The organism is Staphylococcus edaphicus (genome assembly GCF_002614725.1).
GTDB lineage: Bacteria > Bacillota > Bacilli > Staphylococcales > Staphylococcaceae > Staphylococcus > Staphylococcus edaphicus.
Window position 1 is genome coordinate 35,592 of the sequence record NZ_MRZN01000001.1, and the last position, 25,484, is coordinate 61,075.

A 25,484-nucleotide genomic window follows, 5' to 3' on the forward strand; every position below is an offset into this window, starting at 1 on the left:
AAATTGGTAAAAACAGTAAAAATGTTTAACGATAACTTTCAAACTGTTTTAACTGATATCAACGGTCTAAAGTTTTTAGATTACGACGAAGAAGGTGTGGAGGTTCGAGCCAACACACTTGAAGTCAAAGGTAAAGATGGGGTTTTGATTGGTGATTCATCATTCGGACCCTTTAATCTTATCCTCAGATTCTTTTATAGTGGTTCAGATACACAAGATTATAATTTATTAAAACAAAGACTTAGAGGGCTCCTTTTTAGAAGGGAGCCTTTTTACATTGTTCATTCAGATATGCCAGGCAAGAAGTACGCTGTTTACTGTACAGAAAATGCAATTACAGATATAGGTACCAAATATGGCAGTTTTGAGATAAGTTTTGTTGTGTATAAAGGCTATAGTGAATCGTTAAAAGACACTTTAGACGTTAACTTTCTATCAGATAATTGGCAATTTGAAGGTGGTTTAATCACTGATAGAGATATTAGTTACAAACATAATAATAAAAGATTTTCAATATGGAATGGTAGTTACGATACTATCGACCCATTAAATCATAAATTAATCATAAGAATAAAAGGCAATGCTCCGAATGGTTTTAAAATGACTAACCACATGACAGGTGAAACATTTGAATACACAGGAGAATTAAAAGATTATCAAACATTAACATTGCATGGAGTTAATCCAGTAATTGGTGAAAGCAGAGTGGGCGTAAATACTAATCACGAATGGATTACTTTGATTCCTGGAATGAACAACATTGAAATAGATGGTAATGGTATGAGTAATGTATCGGCAGAATTTGAATTTAATTTCATATATAGGTAGGTGAATAGTGTGAAAGAATTAATTATCAAAAATAAAGCGGGTAACTATGCTGAAGTGTTCACAGACTATGACCCTGAATCTTTTGCCTATGAATATGAAGTTAATAACGAAAGAAGTATCTCTCTTACTGCTTATAAAGCAGTGGGTCATGAAGATATATTTGATATGTTAACAAATGAAAATTACATCATTTATGAAGGTCAATATTTTGTTATTAAATCAAGCGCTATTAAATATGATAGTCAAGTTATTACAAATGACATTATAGGTAAACATATTTTTATGGAATTTCAAAATCATTATATTGATAAAGATGTGGAAGATGAAGAATTAAATACAGAAGCAACTGAGGAATCTGTACCTAGTTATACACTACAACAATATATTGAATTTGGTTTTAAAAATAATCCATTAGGTTTTACTTACGAGATTATTGGAGAAACGAATAACCGTTCACCAGTAGAAGAACTTGGTGGTAAAAATGGAATGGAGCACATCGTTTCGGGTGCTGAGTATTTCAATTATATATACTTTGCCGATAATAAAAAGATTTATTTTTATCAACCTGAAACATTCTATCAGAGGGCAGAAACGCCAATTATATATAGAGGTAATTCAGATGAATTACAAGCTACTATAGTCACAACTGATCTAAAAACAGTAGGGCTAGGTTATGGTAAAAAGAAAACAGTTAAAGAAACTAAGAACTATACACCAATCAAACCGAAAGACCTAAAATACTCAGGTAAATTTACTAAGGAGAGTATTTGGAACACTGAGGAGGTTGGGGCTAGTTATACAAAAACATTTACATGTAAGTGGGGTAATGAAACCCTTACTTGGACACGTAAACGAGGTTCTAAAGGCGGAAAAGTAGATGTCTACTTGGACAATGTAAAAGTCGATTCCTTTAATACTTACAACAAAACATCAAAAACGGAATCTATTGTCATAGCTAAAAATCTTGAAAAAGGTGAACACACTTTTAAAGCAGTATTTAGAGGTGCTCAATCAGTCGTAGATTATAAGAAGAAACCTGCTCAGATGATGATAGGTACAGAAAAAACGACTATATTAAACCTTACAGCAGTTTTAAAAGGCTCAGAAGTTTATTATGCAACAACAACTTATAAGAGTCCTAACTATGAAACATTTGGACACATACAAGCACCTACAATCTTCTCAGACTCAGCTACTACTAAGGAACAAGTAGAAGAACAAATAAAAGAAGCGCTTAATGATGAACCAACTGTGGAATTATCTACTAACTATTTAGGAGAAGCGGATGATAGGCATTATATAACTGAGGACGATATTAAAGAGAACAGTTTAGTTAGATTCATACATCGTCCATTAGGATTTAATACAGAGTTAAAAGTAGTGAAATTCACTAAATATCATCCTAAATCTCAGAAAGCTAACGAAGTAGAATTCAGTAATTCAAAGCAGGATATCATATCTATTCAAAATCAAATTAATCTAAGAATAAAACGAGCAAACAGTACGATAGCTAATGGAAATTGGAACGTAAATAAAAACATACAGCAAGAATTTTATAGCGATGTAATGGGGAGTGTGTTAACAGATGCCTGAGATTAATGCTAGACAATTACTAGATGCAAAAGGTGAGGTGTACTTTCCATTTACTCACGTTACTTGTGTGGAAGGTATTCCTGAAGATATTGCTGATTTTGATGTAGGAACAGTAAAAGAAGACGTTAGCAATATTCAATCACAGATAGCTAATTTACAAAGTGCAGTAGCCAATATACCTACAGTAACCGATACAGGTTGGCAAAATATTTCTTTTTTAAATGGCGCAATTTCATATGACACAGTAAGTACACCTAAGGCTAGACTATTCTCAGTCAATGGTGTTTATTTTTTGTCATTGAAAGGTGCGTTTAAAGGTCTAACTTCAAATAATGTTGAGATTGGGAGAATACCTTCATCGATGACATTTGCTGTTAAAGAAAACAAACAATTCTCTCAGTCAATGAGTGTCGTAAATAATATGGCTCAATTTACAAGAATGAGAGTAGACACTAATGGAACGATCAAAATAGAACGTGCAACAGTGGACAGTGTTACAAGTGGTTTATGGTTTCCAATTGATATAACAATCATGCTTTAAGAATAGGAGAATGCAAATGTTGAAATTATTGAAGTCTTTAACTCAAACGTTGGGACAAGAATTCAGACAGCAGTTACACACAAATTTTTTGAGAATCGAAGATTTTGTTAATGAATTAACAGATAAGTTTGAAAAACATAAGAACGAAGATCTAAACGCCCACAGTTCAAAGCAAATAAGCGATGAAAAATTCGGGACAGTTGATAATGGATTGAAAGTCATAAGCAAACGTTATAGTAATTTAGTTTTATCTAAAGCTAAAAATAGTTTGCAAGAAGTAAAAGACGCTCGTGTAGATAATAAAGGACAAGCTCATTTAACGTTATTTGACCGTTTGTTATCTGACAATGTTCGATTTGAGACTGATAAAAACGAAATCATGCAAAGTGTGAATGATGCAAAAGAGAAAGTATTGGCACAAGAATTTGCTTTTGATATACCCAATCAGTCGTGGCAATATTTAACTAACTTAAGTCCGTGGACAAACTCTGTTATGCAATCATTTCATTTAGATAACGAAACAGGAATTATTTATATGACACAAGTTTACGGAGATAATTATAAAATTTCACGATTACAACCTAATGGACAGTTTCTATCTCAAATGGAAATAATCGGTGGCGGACACGGAACACAAAACGGTTATCGTTGGATAGATAATAAGTTATGGATCTATTCATTTATTTATGATAATGACCGTAAATGTAAATTGGTAAGGTTTTCATATAGACCTGATACGAGTATTGGTTATGGCGATTATGATATGGAAGAAGTATTTACAGGTAAACCAGAACTACCTTATATGACACCTAGTATCAATGAACATGAAGGCATGATTATGTATCGTATTCAATATCCCGAATCAGAATGGGATGTAAGAGGTTCAGCTAACTATGTTGAAGTTAGAAAGCTATCTGATGTGGATAATAGAGTAGATAAAGTAATCTATAAAATGGATATTCCTAGACGATTAACACAAGGGGCGCAACCTATGCAAGGATGTGCTTATGACGATGGAAAACTTTATTGGTACTCAGGCGATAGTGACCCGAATGTACCTAACTTTGTTACTGTGTTTGACTTAAAAACAGGGAAACAATTGTATCAAAAACAAGCAGATGTAGGGAAAATTGGTAATGAATTTCCTGGTAACTTTGCAGAGGCTGAAGGTATACAAATGTACTATGACAAAGGAACAGGTAAAAAAGCTATGCTCATAGGTGTGACTGTTGGTGCTGGAAACTATCGTTCACATCAAGTACATGGTATTTTCATGCGTGACGTGTACGACAAACTCACTGCGCAAGCTACACCACAATCATTAATGGAAACTGGAGGACGTACAAAGACATTACCAGTAATTAATTTCACTAAACTATCAGATATCATTGAACCAGGTGAATATTACTTATATACCGTAGACATACAAAACCTTACCGATTTCCCATTACCTAAAGAAATGAGAGATGCTGGTTATTGGTTGCAAGTATCCGCACCAAACCAAGCAGGACAAGTTAAACAAACACTTACAAGAAGTACGTTTTCACGAGATATCATGCAATTCACAAGGATTGTATCTATCAATAAATTCTCTGATTCTAACACTACTACTAATTGGAATCATATCGGTAGTACCTCAATTGGTGGTCCATCTGATGGTATTCCTAACCATATAACAGATATAAGCCAAATTGGTATCATTGCGGATAAACAATGGTATATAACATCCGATAGAAGTCGACAAATTAAAGATTTACCGATATCAGGTGTGGGGATGACAGCATACGTTGAAAATATAAGCACATATGTATTTAAAGTAACAATCACACGAGTTACTACTACAGCGGCGGTACAAATGTATATAGCTTATTTCTCCACTACTGAGAATAAACGTACTTCTCCGTGGACACTAATGGATGGGAAAAATATATAGGAGGTATTTAGTATATGTCAATGAATAAAATAAAAGGTATTCCGTTAGAAACTACAGCTAGTTATCAAGCATTATCACAACTAGGTGTTCAATTTTGGAATCAAGATAGACAAACTGCAATACTACAATTTCAAATCACTCGTAATAACTATCCTTTAGCTTTAAGTGAAGAAAACGTGAAAGTTTTTGTAGCACTTGAATCAGGGGATAGTTTTTTAGTGGATGATAATTTAGATTTCCTAGATGAATTAAATGGAGTCGTATCATATACGATTCCTGATAATTTCATGAGAGTTGCTAAAAGTGTTGTAGGTCAAGTTTATGTAACGACTTTAGATGAAGAAGAAGTGGTAGTGCAACGTAAATTTAGTTTTGATGTAGCAAACGATTTAATAGCTTCTTTACCTGCTGAAGATAAGATAAGGGAAATTAAATATTTTTCTGATATGAGAGCAGAAGTAGCTCAGATGATGGAGAAATTAAATAATGATTTTGCAAACATGAACGACTATGTTACTCAAGTAGAACAAACAACTCAAGACGGTATTACAGCATTAACTAACTTAATCAACACTAAACAAAGCGCTTACAATGCTAATCACACAGCTAAATTAAAAGAGTTAAATGATAAAGGTACTGAGTACAGTAATAAATTTGACTCTGATAAGCAATACATTGATACACAATCAGCTGCATTTAGAGAATCAGTAAAAGGTAGTGGGTTAGTCACTACAGGAGTTACTGCTAATTGGCAGAAGCACAAAGTAACAAATGATGATGGAACGAATTTATACGATAGTACTTTGAAAATTGATTTTAACAATAGTGATCAATTATCTAACCTTACTACAGGGACTAGATATATAATTTCTTCTACAGGAACACCGACAAATGCTACGTCTAATAATGGTTGGTTAACTAAGTTTAGTAGAGGGGCTGTCCAATATTTAGAATTTAGACCTTATAATTCAAGTCAAAGATTTATAAAAAGGTTTTACAATACTTGGTTAGAATGGGAAAATCCGATTGCTGATATGGAAACTACAACAAGTGCACAAGCTAAGGCAAACGTAGCAGAAGGTAACGCAAAAGCTTATGCTGATAGCAAGTACAGCAATCGAAACACTACTATATTTGAAGGTACTGCAAATGGTGTAGGTTCAGTTATTAACTTATCAGAAACACTTGATAACTTTATATTATTAATCTTTTATGGAACGTTTCCAGGTGGGCTACTGACTGAAATTGGTAATCCGATTGGAACATCTAGAATAAACTTAACCCCATCTAACATAGTAGATGCTGATGGAAACGGTGGGGCTATATATGAAATTGGTCTAACTAAAACAAATAGAACTCAATTAACTATAGCTAATGATGTATATTTTGACATAGGTCAACAAATCGGTTCAGGTGCAAATGCAAATAAATGTACCATTACAAAAATTGTGGGGGTGCGTAAGTAATGCAAATATTATTAAACAGTGATAATTTAATCACTTCTTATGCTATTATCGGTGGATTTGATGGAGGGATAGAGATAGATGATTCTATCCTTCCTGATACTTTTATACCTGAATTTAAGAGTGGGAAGTTCTTATATGAAAACGAAAAAGTCACTTACAACAATAACTTTCAAGAAGGAATTATTAACGAAACACCTATAGTGAATGAAATAAATAGCGATTCTAAAAGTGTTGAACAATTAAAAACAATGGTTTCTAATCTACAAAAGCAATCTCTTCAAGGTACAAAATTATCTATGCAAATGGCTCAACAAAATGCGAAAGCAACACAGAAAATTGTTGAACTAGAAAAAGAAATTGAGAAGTTAAAAGAAGCTAAGGGAGTTGAGTAACATGGAGATGTTCTTTCCAACGTTTAATGATATACAGATAACTTATGGCTGGGGTTGCTACACCAACCAAGATATTCAATGGTTTGTAACAATGGGAGCTATTGATAAAGAAGACTATGTTTTAATTACGGGTGAAAAATATCCAGAACAACCACAGGCTTAGGCTTGTGGTTTTATTTTATAGAAAGTGGGTGAGTGAATGAAGAAAATGTTGAGTGTGGATAAGTTAGAGACAAAAGAGATAATACTAATTCTTCAGTCAATATTACTAGGAGCAACCATAACTGGTAGAGGTGTTCTCTGGTTTACAAGACCAGAATCAGTTTTACATGATTCTCCATTTTATTTAGCATTACATGAAATTATGCCTATTTGGCTTTGGGGATTAATAGTTATGGTTACTGGTATCATTTATACCTCTAGTGCGTTATTTGTAACGTCAATGGAACATTCCATAAAATATCATTTAGTTTCATTTGTCGGTGGTGGAACTTCCGCGATATTTTATTTCATTATGACGAGTGCTGGTATGTACAACAATTTAAATTGGTTAACGCCATTTAATTTTTTAATACTAACGGTATGGACTGGTGTATTAGCGTTTATTGGTGGTGCAGAAATCTATGCTAGAAGAAAATAAATATATTACCCATGAAGTTCTTAATACTAGAGAACGTAAAATGTACCGATACATTGACGAAAGAGACGGGGAGTTAAAAGACTTATTTCATAATCTTGATAAAAAGTTAGATTTAGATAGACAACGTGGAGAACAAACAATAGAACAACAAGGGAAAATGATTTCTAGCTTAGACAGAATAAATGATAACTTAATCAAATTTGATAAGCGCGTAACAAAAGTTGAAGACCAATCAAATGCACACGAAAGAAATATAAATAACATTATTAAAGTATCTGAAGAAAAGAAAGCTGGAAGCGTGCAAATCACTGTTGCAATTATAACTACTTTAGGAACAGTGCTAGTTGGTGCGTTTGGAGTAGCGCATATCTTTTTTTAAATAGATTTAGTCGGCACATTTGTGTCGGCTTTTTATTATGCATAAATTTATGGAGGTTTTTAGATGAATATTACAAAAGGAACCGCAGTAAGGATTCTAGCTTTAATTTTAGCTTTAATAAATCAACAACTTACAAAACATGGTATCAGTCCTATTCCTAGTGACGACCAAATGTTAAGCGATATTGTTGTGTGGATTATTGGAGCATATACAGCTTATAAAGATAACCCTATAACTAAAGAAGGTAAACAAGCTAACGATAAATTAAAAGAATTGAAGTACGAAAAGAAACAACCGACTAACGGTAAGGCACCTAGTGATTTTGACGCAGATAAAGACGGACAAATATAGGAGGGATTAAATGACTGTAAATAAAACTAAAGCGCAAGCAATAGCTTATATGAAAACTTTGAAAGGAAAAGGTTGGGACTTCGATGGGGCATTTGGTTGGCAGTGCTTTGATCTAAGTAACATGCAGTGGAACTATTTAACCGGTGGTAAGTTATATGGTTACTATGCTAAGGACATACCTTTTGAAAACAATTTTAACGGTTTAGCAACTGTCTATAAAAATACGCCATCATTCCTTCCAGAAGAAGGAGATATTTTTGTAATGGATGAAAAGTATGGTGAAGGCGCTGGTCACACTGGTACGGTGTGGAGCGCTAACTTAAACACTTTCGTAGGATTAGAACAAAATTGGTATGGTGGTGGAAGATATAAAACAGAGGTCGCTCAACTTGTCACTCACACTTATGATATGAATATGTATTTCATTCGTCCACATTATAAAGCTAAAGCTAGTGTTGTATCTAAAGTAAAAGATAAAGTTTTTAAACCTAGCACATCTAAAACAAAAGGTAAGAAAATTCTAATCGCTAGTGGTCATGGATATAATGATCCTGGTGCAGTTGCTAATGGCACAAACGAACGTGACTTCATTCGTAAATACATTGCTCCAAACGTACAAAAGTATCTTAAACAAGCTGGACACACTGTAGATTTATACGGTGGAAGTAAACAAGACCAAAACTTATATACCGATACTGCATACGGTGAACGTCTAGGAGATACTAAAAATTATGGTATGTATTGGGTTAAACAGCAGAAATATGACATTGTAGTTGAATTACATCTTGACGCAGCTAGTGCAAGTGCAACAGGTGGTCATGTAATTATATCTAACCAGTGGCCAGCAGACAAGATTGATAAAGATATAAATAACTGCTTGAAAGCGACTGTAGGAACAATAAGAGGTATTGACCCACGTAATGATTTATTGAACGCGAATGTGTCAGGTCGTTTAAACATAAATTATAGACTTGTTGAAATGGGATTCATTACAAACAAAAAAGATATGAATTATCTTAAAAAGAACTATGACAAGTTTAGTAAAGAACTTGCAGGGGCTATCAATGGTAAAGCAATTGGTGGTACAAGTGGAGGAAGTAAAAAAGCTAAACAAACTAAACAAACTAAATGGAACTGGAAGGGTAGATTCACACCTAATACAGCAATTAAAGTGAGAACTTCTCCATCAATAAATGGTAAAGTTGTAAGTAATAATGTACTATCGTTCACAAGGGTTAAGACTATTAAATTTAATTTCATTGTCAAAGCCGATGGGTATTGGTGGATAAGCTACACATCTAAAGGTAAAACATACTACAGTGCTATTTGTAAGATTACTGATAACAAAGAAAAGGTTAAAAATGAGAAGTATTGGGGTAAATTAAAATGGAATTGGTAATGTGATGATGTTATAATAAAATTACCGCGAGATTATATTACAAGGGTAGGCACTTATGTGCTTGCCCTATTTTTTTATGTAAATAAATTAAAAAACTTTAAGAAAAGGGTTGTTTATCACGATTAACCGTGATATAATTAATATATAAAGAAGGGAGGGAAAACATGTTAGAGAATTTGGAAAGAATAGCAAACATCGCCTTTACAGTGGTTTCGACAATGGCAGTCATCAAAGCACTGAAAGACGATAAAGAAAAATAGGTAATAGCCCTTCGGGGCTTGCCTATATAAATTCTAACATGTTGTATATATGAAAACAATTGCGATCACTTTAGTTATTTTATTATGGATAAACTTATTTGTCGGTAATTCTTATACGAGCGCTGCACTTACATTAGCCACAACTTTAGTTATATTAAAAATGTACAGAGATAAAAGGAATGGTAAAAAATGACCAACTTCGATGAAATAATTGAAGAAATTCAAACTCTTTTTAAAAAGGAAAACGGTTCAAAAATTTCTAAAAATACTGGGGTACCATATCAAACAGTTCAAGATTTGCGAAACGGTAATACGAAACTTGAAAATGCAAGGTTACACACAGTAAGGAAACTATACGAATATGCAAAAACCTACCTAAATGAATAGGTAGGTTGTTTTTATGTAAATTAAAATTGTTTTCTGTTGTGTATAAATAAAACATAAAATGTGATAATATTTAAAGAAATATGTAAAGGGGTTATTTTTTATGAAAAAAATAAGTGTAGTCATACCTAGTTTTAATAATGAAGAAAAAGTATTACAAAGATTATTTGACTCATTAAATGCACAAACAATGGATAAAAATGATTTTGACGTAATTTTTATAGATGATGGGTCTAGTGATTTTGCTGCTTATAAAAGATTGAAAGAAAAAGCAAAATCTCATGAAAATTATTTTGTCCACAGAATCTCACCATCGGGTTGGTCAAGCAGACCTAGAAACAAAGGGATAGACTTAGCTAATTCAAAATACATATTCTTCAGTGATGATGATGATTCAATTTTCCCACAAGCCTTAGAACGTATGTATGAATTCGCAGAGGCGAATAACTTAGATGTGGTAAACCCTAAAGTAGTAAGAACGAAAGGCTGGTCTTGGGGTTGGGAAGAATACAAAGAGAATAAGATTGATGCACAAAAAGACGGTGTAAATTCAATGGGACCAATGACAGTACCTAAATTGTATAAAAAAGATTTCCTAATTGATAATGACCTTTATTTTTCTGAAGGTGAAAAGGTATGGTGGGAAGATGTTATGTACTCATGCCTTGTATATAGCAAAAACCCTAAAATAGGTATCTATGCAGATTACCCAATTTATCATTGGCGTGAACAAAATGTATCTGCTGGATTCGGAAAAGACTTAAACTATAAATGGTCGCAATTAAACAATTTAGCAAAATTTTTCAATAAACATTTAGATGAAAAAGATAGAATTACAATGATTACTCACTGGTACAATTCACGTGTATTAGGTGCTATTAGAAAAAACTTCCACGAGAAAAAAGATGCAACTAAAGAAGTTGAATTTAAAAAAGCCAAAGAGTGGAAAGAAAAATACGTTACTAATGAAGTGATAGAAAAACTAGATACTAGAAGTAAAATTTTAGATAAAATATTAGAACTCAACAAACCAGAACTTGCTATTTCATTTTCTGAATCAAAAGCAAACATCACTGCTAGAAGTTACATTAAAGATATTTCATTTGATAAAGATGAAATCATGTTTACAACTGAAGCTAAAATTACAAATGATGAGAAAAGTGATGTGAAAATCAAAGGTAAGCCGAAAGCACCTAAATTAAATTTACCTAAAGATGTTAAAAAGGCATTACCTAAAGAATTAACTGAATATCATGAAATAGATGCAACGGATAATATGTATCTACCTGCATTAAAAGGTAGAACAACGAGAACTACATGGGATTTAAAGCATGTAGAAGAAAGTGAATTTAATTATGATACTTCATTAACTGGGTATACAGTTACAGGTTCATTGACATTTGGTTTGCGTTTAGATGATTTCATTCAAGATGATATTGATAAACAACAACCTTATGATTTAGCAACTAGATTTTCATATTTAGATTTCTTTTCACAAAGAGCCATTGCATGTACAGATGCTTTCAAACACACTGCGATAATAAACGGTAACACTTACCTAATATATAAAAATGCATCAGAATTATTATCGATTGATTTGAACTCAACCGTTAAAAACTTCTTGGATTTTGCAACTTTAGAAACAACTAAAGCTGAGAATATTGGTGAATTTATCCGAATTCCAATTACAGTTGATCATGTGTACGGTCAATCTAATGTTGAGCTACTTGCATCTATATATAATTTTGGAAAACAACAAGAATCTGTTGAAACAAAAGCTTATTTAAAAACAGGAAGCGGTGAAGCTTATTTAGACATTCACAATCCTAAAGGCCTTTATGATGATTCTGTTATTGATATAGCAATTGGTACAAAAGCTAAAAGATTAAAAATAACAGTGTAAGAAAATGACCCACCCATTAAGGTGGGATGAATTTCTTCCATTATAATGTGTGCATCAAAAATCCCAATCGGGATTTATGGTCTGTCAAATTAAAAGTTTGGTCACGTAGTGGACACGCTAAAGTCTCAACCCTAGGCATAACAACGATTTTAAATTCAAAATATCCCGACCACCGGTATAATGATAACATCATAAGACATCAACATAGATTAGAAACCCTGTTGTTACAGGGTTTCTTTTTTTGTGACCTAGATTAAATATTTTTAAGCTTAAATAGTTAACTATACGAATATGTAATAGTCCATCTAATAGAAAATTATAAGATACAGTCTTGTGGTTACGTATTTAGTATGGGCCTTTTTTGTTTTTATTAAATTTTATATCCATGTCTGTTTGCATTGACCATTATTACTATATAGTTTATCTGTTGATTATCGTGATTTTATATTGAGCTTTCTATGAAAGTATAATATTATAAGTCTAATGCTTTATTTGGAGGAAAAGGAATGGCTAAAACTAAGAATAGTAATGTTAATGGTAAACAATTTTTTAGCAACATACTTCAAGCTGTTGGAGCTGGTGTAGTTATTGCATTAATACCAAATGCTTTGCTAGGTGAATTTTTAAAGTTCTTTAAAGAAGGGAACCAATTACTAGAGTCTGTTTTTCAATTGGTTGTATTAATTCAATCATTTATGGCTTTTATTATTGGTGTGTTAGCAGCGCATCAATTTAAATTTAGTGGTGCAGGTGCCACGATGATTGGCGTTTCTGCAATGCTTGGTAGTGGTGCTGTAAAGGTAACACCAAATGGTTTTATGTTGAATGGGATTGGAGATATTATAAATACGATATTGGTAGTCATGGTTGCTTGTTTTTTATATTTAATACTTCAAAATAAATTAGGTTCTTTAGAAATGATTATACTACCTGTAATAATTCCAGTTATAAGTGGCATGATAGGTATTTATTCATTGGGTTATGTATCTAATGTGACAAAAGGTATTGGCCATGTAGTTAGTTCATTTACAGAACTGAATCCCTTGTTAATGTCTATATTAATATGTGTTACATATTCGTTATTAATGGTTACACCTATATCTGTTGTAGCAATTGCCACTGCGATAGGTTTATCAGGATTAGGTAGTGGTGCTGCTAATATGGGTATTGTAGCAGCGTGTGTTACGTTCTTATTTGGATCAATAAGAGTAAACGGTGCGGGAGTAAACCTTGTATTAATTATTGGTGCAGCTAAAATGATGATTCCTGTTTATTTTAAACATTTAATCATTGCAATTCCTTTAATTATAAATGGCATGATAGGCGGATTAATAGCTTATTTCATAGGGATTCAAGGCACACCTATGTCTGCAGGGTTTGGTTATACTGGTTTAGTTGGACCGATCAATGCATTTAATAGGATGGATGGAGATCCGGTTATGAATGTGATTCTCTTGGTATTTGGCTATCTAATTATCCCGTTTGTGGCTGCATTTTTTGTACATGAATTATGTAAAAAGTTCATTGGAAGCTATTCGGATGATATATATAAATTTGAAATACCTAAACAATAAATCTCAAAGCTAAATTGATTTAAAATATAGAAGGTAATTTTTAAACATATTGTATAAAGAATAAATTTCACATATTTGGTATTTAAAGTTGTAAAATAGTGATTGTACCTGAGACAAAAAGTTTGTCTCAGGTTATTTTTTATGCAATTTTAATGCATAATTTTATAAATTTTTGGTTATATCTAGCGATTAGTAAATTATCACCAAAACACTATTGAATATTATTGCGTTAATATGTATAATAATAAATTATATAGAAAAGGGGAGCGACAATGAGCTATATTACTAAATTAATGATGGCTGCTATTTTAATTATTAGCGGTATAATCGTTTACATTAATCCTGTTGCGCATGCAGCAGAACAAGACCAATGGGATAAAATAAAAGAACGTGGTGAATTGCGTGTTGGTTTATCAGCAGATTATGCGCCGTATGAATTTGAGCATAATGTAAATGGTAAATCAGAATATGCAGGTATCGATATAGATTTAGCCAAAAAAGTTGCTAAAGATAATCATCTGAAATTAAAAATAGTGAATATGCAATTTGACAGTTTATTGGGAGCTATTAAGACAGGGAAGGTCGATTTAATTATTTCTGGAATGACACCTACACCAGAACGTGAAAAAGAAGTAGATTTTTCTAATCCTTATATGACGGTGCAGCAAAAAATGATAATAAAAAAATCTGATGCAGACCATTTAAAAAATATTAATGATTTCGCAAATAAGAAAGTAGGTGTTCAAAAACAAACACAACAAGAAAAAATTGCACAAAGTGAAATTGATAATGCTCAAGTACAGTCATTGACAAGAGTTCCAGAAGTAATCATGTCTTTAAAAAGTGGTAAGGTCAAAGGTATGGTCATAGAAGGACCAGTTGCAGAAGCTTATTTGAAGCAAAATAAAGATTTAACATTTGCTAAAGATGTGAAATTTAATGAAGGTACAAAAAGTACAGCAATTGCAGCACCTAAGCATTCACCGAAACTGATGGAAAAATTGAATGCTTCAATAAAGGATGTTAAAGATAATAATTTAATAGCAGATTATAAAGCCTCTGCAGCAGAAGCAATGAAAAAAGATGATGGCAACTTTTTCACTAAATATGGTAATTTCTTCTTAAAAGGTATAAAAAACACAATTCTAATTTCTATAGTTGGTGTTTTATTAGGGACTGTGTTTGGTGCACTTATTGCTTTACTTAAGCTAAGTAAAATAAAAATATTGAGATGGCTTGCTTCAGCTTATATTGAGTTCTTAAGAGGTACACCACTTTTAGTTCAAGTATTCCTGGTTTACTTTGGCACAACTGCAGTTCTTGGGTTAAATATATCGGCGCTTATATGTGGCATGATTGCGCTAGTAATTAATTGTTCTGCGTATATTGCGGAAATTATAAGAGCAGGTATTAATGCTGTGGATAATGGTCAAACAGAGGCAGCAAGAAGTTTAGGATTATCATATGGACAAACTATGAAATCGGTAATCTTACCGCAAGCAATTAAAAATATATTACCAGCTTTAGGCAACGAATTTGTTACTGTAATAAAAGAATCATCCATCGTTTCTGTTATTGGTGTCAGTGAAATTATGTTTAATGCACAGGTTGTACAAGGTGCGTCATTTGATCCGTTTACACCATTGATTGTTGCTGCAATACTATACTTTATTCTTACATTCACATTATCTAGAGTGATGTATTACTTCGAAGGGAGAATGAAAGTTAGTGATTAACATTAAAAATTTATATAAAACGTTTGATAAAAATGAAGTGCTTAAAGGGATTGATTTAAAAGTTAATCAAGGCGAAGTTGTTGCAATAATAGGCCCTTCTGGTAGTGGGAAAAGTACATTATTGCGTTGTATGAATTTGTTAGAAACACCAACCCGTGGGGAAGTTATTTTTAAAGAAAAAAAACTAACAGATAAGAATACTGAATTAGAAAAACTACGTCAACAAATGGGAATGGTATTTCAAAATTTTAACTTGTTTCCTCATAAAAAAGTTATAGATAATATTATATTAGCTCCAAGTTTGTTGAAAAAAGATAGTAGCGCTCATTTAAAACAGCAGGCGCATACGTTATTGGAAAAAGTCGGTTTGGCAGATAAAGCAGATGCGTATCCATCACAATTATCTGGTGGGCAGAAGCAAAGGGTTGCTATAGCGAGAGCATTAGCAATGAATCCTGAAGTCTTACTTTTTGATGAGCCAACGTCAGCGCTTGATCCTGAAGTTGTTGGTGATGTTCTTAAAGTTATGAAAGACTTAGCAAAAGAGGGTATGACAATGGTAGTGGTTACCCATGAAATGAACTTTGCCAGAGATGTTAGCGATAAAGTTGTCTTTATGGCAGACGGCGTGATTGTTGAATCAGGGACACCAACAGATATATTTGATAACCAACAACATGAAAGAACTAAAAATTTCTTGAGCAGAGTACTATAAATAAATAATTACAGAGCATATGAGATGGATTATTTAATTATTCTAACTCATATGCTTTTTTAAATTATAATTAGAAAAGTAATAAACGTCATACGCTAAAAGCATTGGAATGTGTTAAACTGTAGGATGTATGTTTTAAATGTGGGGTGTAAATGTAAATGGATTTAAACCAATTGAAACAAGATGTCATAGATTATGCTCATACAATTGGTATTGATAGTATAGGATTTACTACAGCTGATCCCTTTGATGAGTTGAAACAAAAATTAGCTGACTATCATGCTAAAGGATATGCATCTGGTTTCGAAGAATCGGATATCGAATTGAGAACAGAACCAAAGTTATCACTTCCGACAGCTAGATCAATCATTGCTATTGCAGTAGGTTATCCAAATAAATTGAAGGGCGCACCTAAAAGTGTTCGCGGTGATCGAAGAGGCATGTTTGCTCGTGCATCATGGGGACAAGATTATCATTCTATTATGAGAAAACGACTGGATAAACTAGGAGCCTATTTAGAAACTAGAGTTGAAGATGTAGAAATACAATCAATGGTAGATACAGGTGTGCTTTCCGACAGAGCAGTTGCAGAACGTGCAGGATTAGGCTACGTAGGTAGAAATGGGTTTGTTATTAATCCAGAATTAGGCACATGGACCTATTTAGGTGAAATGCTAGTTAGTATACCCTTTCCACCAGATGATCCATTAATTGATAGCTGTGGTGATTGTACAATTTGTGTTGATCGTTGTCCAACTGGTGCACTCGTTGGAGATGGACAACTAAATAGCCAAAAATGTATTAGTTTTTTAACACAGACAAAAGGATATTTAGCAGATGAATATCGTTATAAAATTGGTAACCGTCTGTATGGTTGTGATACATGCCAACAAGTGTGTCCAAGGAATAAAGGGATAAATACACAGCATGATGATATCGTGTTGGAACCCGAAATTTTGAAACCTAGACTTGTACCATTATTACAAATGAGTAATAAAGAATTTAAAAATACCTATGGACATTTAGCAGGTGCATGGAGAGGTAAGAAACCAATACAGCGCAATGCAATCGTCGCATTAGCACATTTTAAAGATGAAACTGCAATACCAGAATTAAAAGAAGTGGCTTTGAATGATCCTAGACCTATGATTAGAGGAACTGCATATTGGGCAATAGGCCAAATTCAAGGTGAAACGGCAAGGCCATTTATATTACAACAATATGATAATGAATTAGCAGAAGTCCAGACAGAAATGATGAAAGGGCTTGAAATGAGGAGCGAGTAAGAGAATGACAAATCATATAGTATTATTTCAACCGCAAATACCCGGTAATACGGGCAGTATCGCTAGAACTTGTGCAGGAACATATACACATTTACATTTAATTAAACCATTAGGATTTAGTACGGATGATAAAATGTTAAAACGTGCTGGTTTAGATTATTGGGAATCTGTGAATATTTCGTATTATGAAAACATAGAATCGTTTTTTGAAGCTACAGAAGGCACATACTATTTGCTAACAAAATTTGGTGAAAAAACGTATTCAAATTTTGACTTCACAGATACAGAACATGATCATTTTTTTATATTTGGACGAGAAACAACAGGGTTACCTGATTGGGTAAAAGAAAAATATGCAGAAACAGCGTTACGTATTCCTATGAATGATAATATTAGATCATTAAACCTTTCTAATACTGCATCATTACTCATATATGAAGCTTTAAGACAACAGAGTTTCCCTGAATTACATTAATTTTTCAAAATGAATGTAAATATAGTAAAATCTTTGTATAATAGTATTAAGCTTTAATATTACTTAAACGAAATTAATGCTCAGTTAAATTGAGTAAATGGTTTAATGATACTGTATCAAGGGTATTATTTAAAATAATGCTAAAACGCGTCTTAATAGAAAAAGAGGAGTGTAATGACTATGGCAATGAATTTTAAAATTTTAGAAAATGAACAAGTTGTAGCAGAATATGCTGCAGATATTTTAAGAAAACAATTTAACAACAATCCAACAACAATTGCTGGAGTTCACCTTTCAAGTGATAATGCACCAGTATTAGATGAATTGAAGAAAAATGTAGATAAACATGCAGTAGATTTTAGTCAAATCAATATTCTTGATTATGATAATAATAAATCATATTTTGAAGCACTAGGTGTTCCAGAAGGCCAAATTTACAATGTTTCATTTGGTGAAGATACTGAATCATTTATCGGTGATAAAATTAAAACTAAAGAAAATAAAGGAAAATTGATTACACAAGTTCTTTCAATTGATACAAACGGGAAACTAGACGTAAGTGTGAAACAAGGTTTATTCTCATCGCGTGAAGTCATTTTAATTATTACAGGTAACGATAAAAAAGAAGTTGTTCATAAACTTTATGAAGAAAATGGTAAGACAAGTTTCGAACCTTCTGATTTAAAAGCACATCGTATGGTTAACGTCATTTTAGATGAAGCGGCTGCCGAAGGTTTACCTGAAGATGTTAGACACTATTTCACTGCACGTTTTGCTTAATTAATAAATGTGAGGTGTATATGATGACTATTGATAAAAATCAAAACAATTCACATAATGATGAATTAGAACCAGAAAATGCTATGGTTGATGATTTTGATGATGTCGTAGAATTAGGAAAAGAAATGGAACAAATCTCGGAAGAAAATGATGAACAAAAGCTAGATAAATCACATGATTCTGAAGTACGTTCTGATTTAAATGAATAGTTCAATCAACCTTTGTGAAGCTACAATGTCACAAAGGTTTTTTGTTTATGTAGGCTATAGTTTATTAGCGAGAACTTTGATTTGAAAAAAGCAATGCCAAGATAAATGGGAATGTGTTATTATTAAAGCATTATTGAATTAAGGAGAATTATATAAATGATTAGCAAATATTGGAAATACATTATGATAAGTGCTGTTATTGTAAATTTAATTTCTATAAAAGGCTTTCCAATGGCAATCGGTGCACTTTATTTGCCAGTATTATTTAAAATAATAAAATTACAGATAAATTTATCACAAGGTCTTGTCGATCAAGTGAACGCTTCAACTTTTGTTAAAGGTAATCAAACAGGTGTGATTATCAGTGTGCTATGTTGTATTGTGATAACCGTATTATTATTTAAACCTTTAGGTAACTTTTATAGTAATTTAGATGGGATCTTTAGTGTATTGATAACAATAAGCCCGGTTACATTAGTTATAGGTGGCATTTTATTAATTTTAACTGCAGTAGGTGTAATACAAGCTGCTAAAGTTCAATTTAATAATGTGAATATTACTAAAGCACGTTAATCATAGCTTAAAGCTAGAGATGAATATTCAAATAAATGATGCCTAGGTTTATTGGGGGGCAATATAGATTTTAATAGTATATTCTTTTTTACTATGACAGCCTTATGAATTATTTCATAAGGCTTTTTTATCATAAAAATAGCAAAAATCAATATTATCTTTAGATGTTTTAAATATTTGTTAATTAAAAATTAAAATAGTAGATTAAATTTAATGATGTTACATAATATGTAAGTTTATATGAGATAATACAGAATTATGAAAACGCTATATAATACAATTGCCCCTTTAAAATAATTAATGCTATACTAATATCGAACAATGATTAATGAAGGGGAGAATTATAAATGTCAGTAAGAATAGAACATGATACATTCGGTGAAATTGAAGTGCCTGCGGGTAAATATTGGGGTGCACAAACAGAAAGAAGTAAACGTAATTTTCCGGTAGGTAAAGAGCGTATGCCAATTGAAGTTGTGTACGGATTTGCTCAATTAAAAAGAGGTGCTGCATTAGCTAATCACGAATTAGGCAAGCTATCTGATGCGAAAAAAGATGCTATTGTTTATGCATGTGACCGTGTATTAAATAAAGAGTTAGATGAACATTTCCCACTTGTTGTGTGGCAAACAGGTAGTGGTACACAAAGTAATATGAATGTAAATGAAGTGGTGAGTTATGTTGCAAATACTTACTTAAAAGAGCAAGGCAGTGATGAGTCGATTCATCCAAATGATGATGTGAATAAATCACAAAGTTCTAATGATACGTTTCCTACAGCAATGCATGTCGCATTATACAATGAGGTAGAAACGAAATTAGAACCTGCATTAAAAGCCCTTAGAGATACATTTAAGCAAAAAGAAGAACAATATCATGACATTATAAAAATTGGGCGTACACATTTACAAGATGCAACACCTATCCGTCTAGGCCAGGAGATTAGTGGATGGCGTTATATGTTAGACAAGTGTGAAACATTGTTAAGTGAATCTAAAGCGCATATTTTGAACTTAGCTATTGGAGGTACTGCAGTCGGTACGGGTATTAATGCACATCCAGAATTTGGTGATAAAGTTGCTAAATTTATTGCTGAAAATACTGGCTATCCTTTTGTATCATCTGAAAATAAATTCCACGCATTAACAGCACATGACGAAGTTGTACAATTGCACGGTTCATTAAAGGCACTTGCAACTGATTTGATGAAAATTGCAAATGATATAAGATGGTTAGCTTCTGGTCCTCGTGCAGGTCTTGCTGAATTATCCATTCCAGAGAATGAACCAGGTTCATCTATTATGCCAGGTAAAGTTAACCCAACGCAATGTGAAATGTTAACTATGGTAGCAGTTCAAGTTATGGGCAATGATACGGCAGTAGGCATTGGTAGCTCGCAAGGAAACTTTGAACTTAATGTATACAAACCAGTCATTTTATTAAATACATTACAATCTATTTATTTATTAGCAGATGGTATGGATACATTTAATAATAATTGTGCTGTAGGTATTGAACCAATACCGGAAAATATTGATAATTATTTAAATCAATCATTAATGCTCGTAACTGCTTTAAACCCTCATATTGGATATGAAAAAGCAGCAAGTATCGCAAAAAAAGCACACCGTGAAGGGCTTACTTTAAAAGAGTCAGCTATCGAGTCAGGTTATGTTACAGAAGAACAATTTGAACAATGGATTAAACCAGAAGATATGGTTGAACCTAAATAAGGACTCAATAATCTAACATTTAATTAAATAAAGAGACACACACAATTTGTGGATACAAAATAAAAACACTTTCGCTGAATTCATATAAAATGAATTTATGCGGAAGTGTTTTTATTAATAAATGAATTACTATAATCGATGTTTAGCGCTAAATCTCATCATCTAAACTTACTGAAATCGTCTTTTGAGTAAGTGGATGAATAAATTCTATTTTATAACTATTTAACTCTAACTTTCTTAACGTAGAATTACCGTATAATGGATCGCCAATAACAGGATGTCCAATTTCAGCTAAATGAACACGTATTTGGTGTGTTCTGCCAGTATCTAATTTTATTTCTAATTCACTGACATCTTCTTTAATCATTTTTGAATTAAGAATATGTGTGATAGCAGTTTGACCGGTAGGAGACACGCGACGCTTATTAGAATGGAATTTATCTTTACCTATTGGCATATCAATGGTCTGAGGTTTGATTGGTAATAAACTGTGTACATTAGCCTTATAAATACGGTCTATTTCATTTTCCTCTAACATGCGATCTAAGATTTTTTTCATTAATGGATTTTTAGCGACAATCAATAAACCAACTGTTTCTTGGTCTAAGCGATGAATTGGTTCTACATAATCACTTTTTATTGTGTATATGACGTGATTCATTAATGTGTTACTCTCTTTTAAATCATTTGGATGTGTCTTGACGCCCTTAGGTTTCATGACAATAGCAATGTCATCATCTTCATAATATATTTGAGCGAAACGGTAGCTTGGTAAATAATTACTTACTTCATCAGGTGTTGGAATGTAAACAATATCACCAGTATTTACTTTAGTCATAAGCGTTCCAACTTCTTCATTAATTGTAATTGCCTTTGACATATTTAAATTGTGTAAATCTTTCTTTGGTAAGTGCAATTGTTGAAATATTTCTCTCAACGTTAATTGATTATATTTATTAGGAATCTCAAATTTCATATTATCCTCCTCGATTATCATTATCATCATACCATAAAGATGCTATTAAAAATATTAGTCCAAGGTATTCTATATTAAAAATTTAAAATATAGCATTTGATGAAAAGATAAAGCTTCGTTTTAAAATTTAGAATGAAGAAGGTATAATAAAGATAAAGTAGTAAAAGAATGGAATGGTTAAATGGAAAAACCGACAAGACTTGCATTGCTCAAAGAAATTGCTGAATTTTTAAATGAAGAAACGGAAACATACAGCATGATGAACGGTGCGCTAAAGTATCTAATAGAAGGTACTGAATTTACAACTGGGTGGATATTTTTTATTGATGATGTTGGGCAACACGAATTAGTATCCCATTTCGAACTACCGGGCGCATTAGCTCGAGATAATTGTAAATACATGTCGGAAGGTACATGTTGGTGTGTTCAAGCCTATCAAAACAAAAAGCTTACGAAAGCATCAAATATAATCAACTGCTCGCGTATTAATTTAGCTAATCGTGCACACCATGAAGAAACCAATGGTATAACTCATCATGCCACGGTGCCACTGCGTTCAGGAGAAGAACTATTTGGTTTGTTAAATGTGGCAACACCATATAAAACAACTTATAGTGAAGAAGATTTAGAATTGCTAGAGTCAGTCGCGCTTCAAATAGGATCTGCTATAAAAAGAATCATACTAACAGATCAAGAAAAAGAGGCAGCCCGTATTAGTGAAAGAAATAGGTTAGCACGTGATCTACATGACGCAGTGAACCAATTATTGTTTTCGGTGAAGTTAACTGCGCATGCCGCCCAAGGCATAACCAAGGAATCTGTATCGCGTAATGCATTTAACTTAATAGAAGATACAAGTCAACAAGCAGTGAATGAAATGCGTTCATTGATATGGCAACTTAAACCTGTTGGATTAGAACAAGGTTTGGTCTATGCGTTAAAGAATTATAGCGAAATTTTACAAATTAAATTGAACGTTAGCGTTGACGGGTTAATCAATTTACCAAGTCCTGTAGAAGAAAATGTTTATCGCATTATTCAAGAGGCCATGAACAATACAAAAAAACATGCGAATACAGGTGAGGTTAAAGTAAGCCTAACTCAAAATAATCAATATTTAACTATCGATATTGAAGATATGGGAAACGGCTTTAATATGAGTCAAGTCAACCTTAACTATTCACATGGTATCAATAATATGAGGCAACGTACTAAAGCAATAAAAGGCACACTTGATATTAAATCCATTGAAAATAAAGGTACGAACATACATGTTCAGGTGCCTTTATAGAAATAGAAAAGAGGAAGACAATGAACCGAATTATACTTATAGATGATCATCATATCGTTAGACAAGGGTTAGAATTTTTATTATCAACGGTGGAAGATTTGGAAGTCATAGGTGGATTTTCAGATGGCCAATCTTTTTTTGAATATATGGAAAATCATGTACACCCAGATATTGTGCTATTAGATTTAGTAATGCCAGAAATGAATGGTATAGAAATAACTGATAAGATGAAGCAAAAATATCCAAATGTGAAAATATTAGTACTCACAAGCTATGTGGATGACGAACATGTCATTTCTGCAATCGACAAAGGTGCAGATGGTTATGAGATGAAAGATGTAGAGCCAGACCAATTGATAAAAACAATTAAAAATGTACTTTCTGGAGAAAAAATGATACATCCTCAAGCGCAACATGTCATTGAAGCGGTTAGTAAAAAACCTCATTTTACAAATAAGCTTTCAAAAAGAGAATCGGAAGTGCTTACAGAAATGGCAAAAGGCAAAACAAATAGAGAAATTGCGGAAACACTTTTTGTATCTGAAAAAACCATTAAGACGCATGTTAGCCATATTTTTAGTAAACTTCAAGTAACTGATCGGACACAAGCAGCGATTTATGCTATGCAAAATAATTTAATATAAATCAATAATATATAAAGTTAAATAAAAAAGTTTGATTGCAATTTACCCACTTTAGTGAATTATTACTTTTAAATATATAAAAATACTATATAATTAACATTAATAAACAAAAGGGGGATATTGCTATGAAAACAAAGAATCTTTCAATAAAAATTGTCATAGCGTTAATATTAGGTATTGCAATAGGTTCTATATTTAATGTATTTGCTAACACTGCATTTGTAGAAAATGTTGATAAATATCTATTTAACGTTATCGGACAAATCTTTTTAAATTTAATCTTTATGTTAGTTGTACCAGTTGTCTTTGTATCCATTGTTTTAGGAGTAGTTGGTGTAGGGGATCCTAAGCTATTGGGGGGGATTGGCTTAAAGACCATCACATTCTTTTTAACAACGACGGCAATTGCAATTATCATTGGTATTACATTAGCACTTGTATTACAGCCTGGTTCAGGGAAATCGGAATTATTAAACAGTGACGATGTCTCTAGTTATCAACAAACTTTAGATAAAGAAGATAATTCGCAAGATTCAGCAGCAAAACAAACATTTGACCAAACGTTAATTAATCTATTTCCTAAAAACCCATTACAAGCAATGACGGATGAAAATATGCTTCAAATTATTACATTTGCAATATTTATTGGTGTAGGTATTATCATGGTTGGCTCTAAGGCGCAAATGGTTCATAAATTCTTGGAACAAACCAATGATGTATTAATGTATATCGTAACTATGATTATGAGCGTCTTTGCACCAATTGGTACGTTTGGGCTTGTAGCGCATGCATTTACAGGCGCAGGATTTGGAGCAATTCAACAATTAGGTATGTATTTCTTTATTGTCTTATTAGCATTAGCTATTCATTTCTTTGTCGTCTACGGTGCAGCAGTTAAATTTATGGCAAAATCAAGCCCGTTAAAATTCTTCAAAGATTTTATTCCGGCTATCACCCTTGGATTTAGTGCTTCAAGTTCTACGGCGACTTTACCTGTATCTTTAGAATGTACTAAGAAAATGGGGGTTAGGAGGGAAATTGCCTCATTTGTCCAACCTTTGGGTGCAACAATCAACATGGATGGCACAGCAATCATGCAAGGGGTCGCAACGATTTTTATTGCTCAAATTTCTGGCGTATCATTGTCGATTTCTCAAATTATAACCGTTGTCGTAATCGCGGTAGTTGCGTCAATTGGTACGGCTGGCGTTCCTGGAGTAGGATTAATTATGTTGGCGATGGTATTGAATGCAGTTGGTCTAAATCCAGCAGCTATTGGTATTATATTGGGTATCGATAGATTACTTGATATGACTAGAACATCAGTTAATATCACAGGTGATGCAGCATGTGCCTTAATCATTTCAAAAGCTGAAGATAAAAAATTAGCAAATAATAGAACAATTAATGAATAGCCTATAAA

Annotated in this window: 26 protein-coding genes; 25 read left to right on the forward strand and 1 reads right to left on the reverse strand. The window is 32.6% G+C overall.

Annotation, left to right across the window (positions count from 1 at the left end; all coding sequences use genetic code 11):
- The first annotated feature begins 3 nt into the window (after positions 1-3).
- From BTJ66_RS00390 to fumC, 22 genes are all read left to right on the forward strand, one after another.
- Positions 4-828 (forward strand): phage tail family protein, encoded by an 825-nt coding sequence (locus BTJ66_RS00390; protein WP_099089030.1) that lies wholly within the window; start codon positions 4-6, stop codon positions 826-828.
- A 9-nt stretch (positions 829-837) separates the two neighbouring features.
- A complete protein-coding gene (locus BTJ66_RS00395) occupies positions 838-2,421 on the forward strand; it encodes a prophage endopeptidase tail family protein (protein ID WP_099089031.1) in 1,584 nt (527 codons plus the stop codon).
- On the forward strand, positions 2,414-2,962 hold the full coding sequence (locus tag BTJ66_RS00400) for a hypothetical protein (RefSeq protein ID WP_099089032.1): 549 nt from the start codon (positions 2,414-2,416) through the stop codon (positions 2,960-2,962). Before BTJ66_RS00395 ends, BTJ66_RS00400 begins: the two co-directional genes overlap by 8 nt.
- A gap of 16 nt (positions 2,963-2,978) precedes the next feature.
- On the forward strand, positions 2,979-4,895 hold the full coding sequence (locus tag BTJ66_RS00405) for a phage baseplate protein (RefSeq protein WP_099089033.1): 1,917 nt from the start codon (positions 2,979-2,981) through the stop codon (positions 4,893-4,895).
- A gap of 14 nt (positions 4,896-4,909) precedes the next feature.
- Complete coding sequence (locus BTJ66_RS00410) at positions 4,910-6,361, forward strand: BppU family phage baseplate upper protein (protein ID WP_099089034.1); 1,452 nt, start codon at positions 4,910-4,912, stop codon at positions 6,359-6,361.
- Positions 6,361-6,753, forward strand: coding sequence for a DUF2977 domain-containing protein (locus BTJ66_RS00415; protein ID WP_099089035.1), 393 nt, complete (start codon positions 6,361-6,363; stop codon positions 6,751-6,753). The genes BTJ66_RS00410 and BTJ66_RS00415 overlap by 1 nt, the downstream gene beginning before the upstream one ends.
- Before the next feature lies 1 nt (position 6,754).
- A complete protein-coding gene (locus tag BTJ66_RS00420; RefSeq protein WP_099089036.1) occupies positions 6,755-6,916 on the forward strand; it encodes an XkdX family protein in 162 nt (53 codons plus the stop codon).
- 36 nt (positions 6,917-6,952) lie between these two features.
- The gene (locus BTJ66_RS00425; protein ID WP_099089037.1) at positions 6,953-7,393 is read left to right on the forward strand and encodes a hypothetical protein; all 441 of its coding nucleotides are present in this window, start codon (positions 6,953-6,955) and stop codon (positions 7,391-7,393) included.
- Positions 7,377-7,772, forward strand: coding sequence for a hypothetical protein (locus BTJ66_RS00430; protein WP_099089038.1), 396 nt, complete (start codon positions 7,377-7,379; stop codon positions 7,770-7,772). Before BTJ66_RS00425 ends, BTJ66_RS00430 begins: the two co-directional genes overlap by 17 nt.
- Positions 7,773-7,835: 63 nt before the next feature.
- Positions 7,836-8,123 carry a phage holin gene (locus BTJ66_RS00435; RefSeq protein WP_047172524.1) on the forward strand — a complete coding sequence of 96 codons (288 nt, stop codon included), beginning with the start codon at positions 7,836-7,838 and terminating at the stop codon, positions 8,121-8,123.
- A 10-nt stretch (positions 8,124-8,133) separates the two neighbouring features.
- Positions 8,134-9,522 (forward strand): N-acetylmuramoyl-L-alanine amidase, encoded by a 1,389-nt coding sequence (locus tag BTJ66_RS00440; protein WP_099089039.1) that lies wholly within the window; start codon positions 8,134-8,136, stop codon positions 9,520-9,522.
- A gap of 449 nt (positions 9,523-9,971) precedes the next feature.
- Positions 9,972-10,169 (forward strand): hypothetical protein, encoded by a 198-nt coding sequence (locus BTJ66_RS00445; RefSeq protein WP_099089040.1) that lies wholly within the window; start codon positions 9,972-9,974, stop codon positions 10,167-10,169.
- A gap of 100 nt (positions 10,170-10,269) precedes the next feature.
- Positions 10,270-12,069 (forward strand): glycosyltransferase family 2 protein, encoded by a 1,800-nt coding sequence (locus tag BTJ66_RS00450; protein ID WP_099089041.1) that lies wholly within the window; start codon positions 10,270-10,272, stop codon positions 12,067-12,069.
- A gap of 506 nt (positions 12,070-12,575) precedes the next feature.
- Complete coding sequence (locus tag BTJ66_RS00455; RefSeq protein ID WP_099089042.1) at positions 12,576-13,643, forward strand: PTS sugar transporter subunit IIC; 1,068 nt, start codon at positions 12,576-12,578, stop codon at positions 13,641-13,643.
- Positions 13,644-13,915: 272 nt separating this feature from the next.
- Complete coding sequence (locus tag BTJ66_RS00460; RefSeq protein ID WP_099089043.1) at positions 13,916-15,379, forward strand: ABC transporter substrate-binding protein/permease; 1,464 nt, start codon at positions 13,916-13,918, stop codon at positions 15,377-15,379.
- Positions 15,372-16,094 carry an amino acid ABC transporter ATP-binding protein gene (locus tag BTJ66_RS00465; protein ID WP_099089044.1) on the forward strand — a complete coding sequence of 241 codons (723 nt, stop codon included), beginning with the start codon at positions 15,372-15,374 and terminating at the stop codon, positions 16,092-16,094. The genes BTJ66_RS00460 and BTJ66_RS00465 overlap by 8 nt, the downstream gene beginning before the upstream one ends.
- A gap of 158 nt (positions 16,095-16,252) precedes the next feature.
- Positions 16,253-17,380: a tRNA epoxyqueuosine(34) reductase QueG gene (queG, locus tag BTJ66_RS00470; RefSeq protein WP_099089045.1), complete on the forward strand. Its 1,128-nt coding sequence runs from the start codon at positions 16,253-16,255 to the stop codon at positions 17,378-17,380.
- A gap of 4 nt (positions 17,381-17,384) precedes the next feature.
- On the forward strand, positions 17,385-17,855 hold the full coding sequence (gene trmL, locus BTJ66_RS00475) for a tRNA (uridine(34)/cytosine(34)/5-carboxymethylaminomethyluridine(34)-2'-O)-methyltransferase TrmL (protein ID WP_099089046.1): 471 nt from the start codon (positions 17,385-17,387) through the stop codon (positions 17,853-17,855).
- A gap of 180 nt (positions 17,856-18,035) precedes the next feature.
- Positions 18,036-18,635, forward strand: coding sequence for a sugar phosphate isomerase family (locus BTJ66_RS00480; RefSeq protein ID WP_099089047.1), 600 nt, complete (start codon positions 18,036-18,038; stop codon positions 18,633-18,635).
- 23 nt (positions 18,636-18,658) lie between these two features.
- On the forward strand, positions 18,659-18,844 hold the full coding sequence (locus BTJ66_RS00485) for an SAS053 family DNA gyrase inhibitor (protein ID WP_099089048.1): 186 nt from the start codon (positions 18,659-18,661) through the stop codon (positions 18,842-18,844).
- Between the two features lie 156 nt (positions 18,845-19,000).
- Entirely contained in the window at positions 19,001-19,417 is a 417-nt protein-coding gene (locus BTJ66_RS00490; RefSeq protein WP_099089049.1) for a hypothetical protein, read from the forward strand.
- 347 nt (positions 19,418-19,764) lie between these two features.
- A complete protein-coding gene (gene fumC / locus BTJ66_RS00495; protein WP_099089050.1) occupies positions 19,765-21,150 on the forward strand; it encodes a class II fumarate hydratase in 1,386 nt (461 codons plus the stop codon).
- Between the two features lie 148 nt (positions 21,151-21,298).
- Here fumC and BTJ66_RS00500 read toward each other — a convergent pair whose 3' ends face one another.
- Complete coding sequence (locus BTJ66_RS00500) at positions 21,299-22,126, reverse strand: RluA family pseudouridine synthase (RefSeq protein ID WP_099089051.1); 828 nt, start codon at positions 22,124-22,126, stop codon at positions 21,299-21,301.
- Positions 22,127-22,307: 181 nt separating this feature from the next.
- Between BTJ66_RS00500 and BTJ66_RS00505 the strand changes: the two genes are divergently transcribed.
- From BTJ66_RS00505 to BTJ66_RS00515, 3 genes are all read left to right on the forward strand, one after another.
- Complete coding sequence (locus tag BTJ66_RS00505; RefSeq protein ID WP_099089052.1) at positions 22,308-23,417, forward strand: GAF domain-containing sensor histidine kinase; 1,110 nt, start codon at positions 22,308-22,310, stop codon at positions 23,415-23,417.
- Positions 23,418-23,437: 20 nt separating this feature from the next.
- On the forward strand, positions 23,438-24,061 hold the full coding sequence (locus BTJ66_RS00510) for a response regulator (RefSeq protein WP_099089053.1): 624 nt from the start codon (positions 23,438-23,440) through the stop codon (positions 24,059-24,061).
- 125 nt (positions 24,062-24,186) lie between these two features.
- Positions 24,187-25,476 (forward strand): dicarboxylate/amino acid:cation symporter, encoded by a 1,290-nt coding sequence (locus tag BTJ66_RS00515; RefSeq protein ID WP_099089054.1) that lies wholly within the window; start codon positions 24,187-24,189, stop codon positions 25,474-25,476.
- Positions 25,477-25,484 lie beyond the last annotated feature (8 nt).

What these genes read in the sequence shown, in the direction of transcription:
- BTJ66_RS00400 (WP_099089032.1), top strand. Translation starts at nt 2,414, where the DNA reads ATGCCTGAGATTAATGCTAGACAATTACTAGATGCAAAAGGTGAGGTG.
- BTJ66_RS00405 (WP_099089033.1), top strand. Translation starts at nt 2,979, where the DNA reads ATGTTGAAATTATTGAAGTCTTTAACTCAAACGTTGGGACAAGAATTC.
- BTJ66_RS00410 (WP_099089034.1), top strand. Translation starts at nt 4,910, where the DNA reads ATGTCAATGAATAAAATAAAAGGTATTCCGTTAGAAACTACAGCTAGT.
- BTJ66_RS00415 (WP_099089035.1), top strand. Translation starts at nt 6,361, where the DNA reads ATGCAAATATTATTAAACAGTGATAATTTAATCACTTCTTATGCTATT.
- BTJ66_RS00420 (WP_099089036.1), top strand. Translation starts at nt 6,755, where the DNA reads ATGGAGATGTTCTTTCCAACGTTTAATGATATACAGATAACTTATGGC.
- BTJ66_RS00425 (WP_099089037.1), top strand. Translation starts at nt 6,953, where the DNA reads ATGAAGAAAATGTTGAGTGTGGATAAGTTAGAGACAAAAGAGATAATA.
- BTJ66_RS00430 (WP_099089038.1), top strand. Translation starts at nt 7,377, where the DNA reads ATGCTAGAAGAAAATAAATATATTACCCATGAAGTTCTTAATACTAGA.
- BTJ66_RS00435 (WP_047172524.1), top strand. Translation starts at nt 7,836, where the DNA reads ATGAATATTACAAAAGGAACCGCAGTAAGGATTCTAGCTTTAATTTTA.
- BTJ66_RS00440 (WP_099089039.1), top strand. Translation starts at nt 8,134, where the DNA reads ATGACTGTAAATAAAACTAAAGCGCAAGCAATAGCTTATATGAAAACT.
- BTJ66_RS00445 (WP_099089040.1), top strand. Translation starts at nt 9,972, where the DNA reads ATGACCAACTTCGATGAAATAATTGAAGAAATTCAAACTCTTTTTAAA.
- BTJ66_RS00450 (WP_099089041.1), top strand. Translation starts at nt 10,270, where the DNA reads ATGAAAAAAATAAGTGTAGTCATACCTAGTTTTAATAATGAAGAAAAA.
- BTJ66_RS00455 (WP_099089042.1), top strand. Translation starts at nt 12,576, where the DNA reads ATGGCTAAAACTAAGAATAGTAATGTTAATGGTAAACAATTTTTTAGC.
- BTJ66_RS00460 (WP_099089043.1), top strand. Translation starts at nt 13,916, where the DNA reads ATGAGCTATATTACTAAATTAATGATGGCTGCTATTTTAATTATTAGC.
- queG (WP_099089045.1), top strand. Translation starts at nt 16,253, where the DNA reads ATGGATTTAAACCAATTGAAACAAGATGTCATAGATTATGCTCATACA.
- trmL (WP_099089046.1), top strand. Translation starts at nt 17,385, where the DNA reads ATGACAAATCATATAGTATTATTTCAACCGCAAATACCCGGTAATACG.
- BTJ66_RS00480 (WP_099089047.1), top strand. Translation starts at nt 18,036, where the DNA reads ATGGCAATGAATTTTAAAATTTTAGAAAATGAACAAGTTGTAGCAGAA.
- BTJ66_RS00485 (WP_099089048.1), top strand. Translation starts at nt 18,659, where the DNA reads ATGACTATTGATAAAAATCAAAACAATTCACATAATGATGAATTAGAA.
- BTJ66_RS00490 (WP_099089049.1), top strand. Translation starts at nt 19,001, where the DNA reads ATGATTAGCAAATATTGGAAATACATTATGATAAGTGCTGTTATTGTA.
- fumC (WP_099089050.1), top strand. Translation starts at nt 19,765, where the DNA reads ATGTCAGTAAGAATAGAACATGATACATTCGGTGAAATTGAAGTGCCT.
- BTJ66_RS00500 (WP_099089051.1), bottom strand. Translation starts at nt 22,126, where the DNA reads ATGAAATTTGAGATTCCTAATAAATATAATCAATTAACGTTGAGAGAA.
- BTJ66_RS00505 (WP_099089052.1), top strand. Translation starts at nt 22,308, where the DNA reads ATGGAAAAACCGACAAGACTTGCATTGCTCAAAGAAATTGCTGAATTT.
- BTJ66_RS00510 (WP_099089053.1), top strand. Translation starts at nt 23,438, where the DNA reads ATGAACCGAATTATACTTATAGATGATCATCATATCGTTAGACAAGGG.
- BTJ66_RS00515 (WP_099089054.1), top strand. Translation starts at nt 24,187, where the DNA reads ATGAAAACAAAGAATCTTTCAATAAAAATTGTCATAGCGTTAATATTA.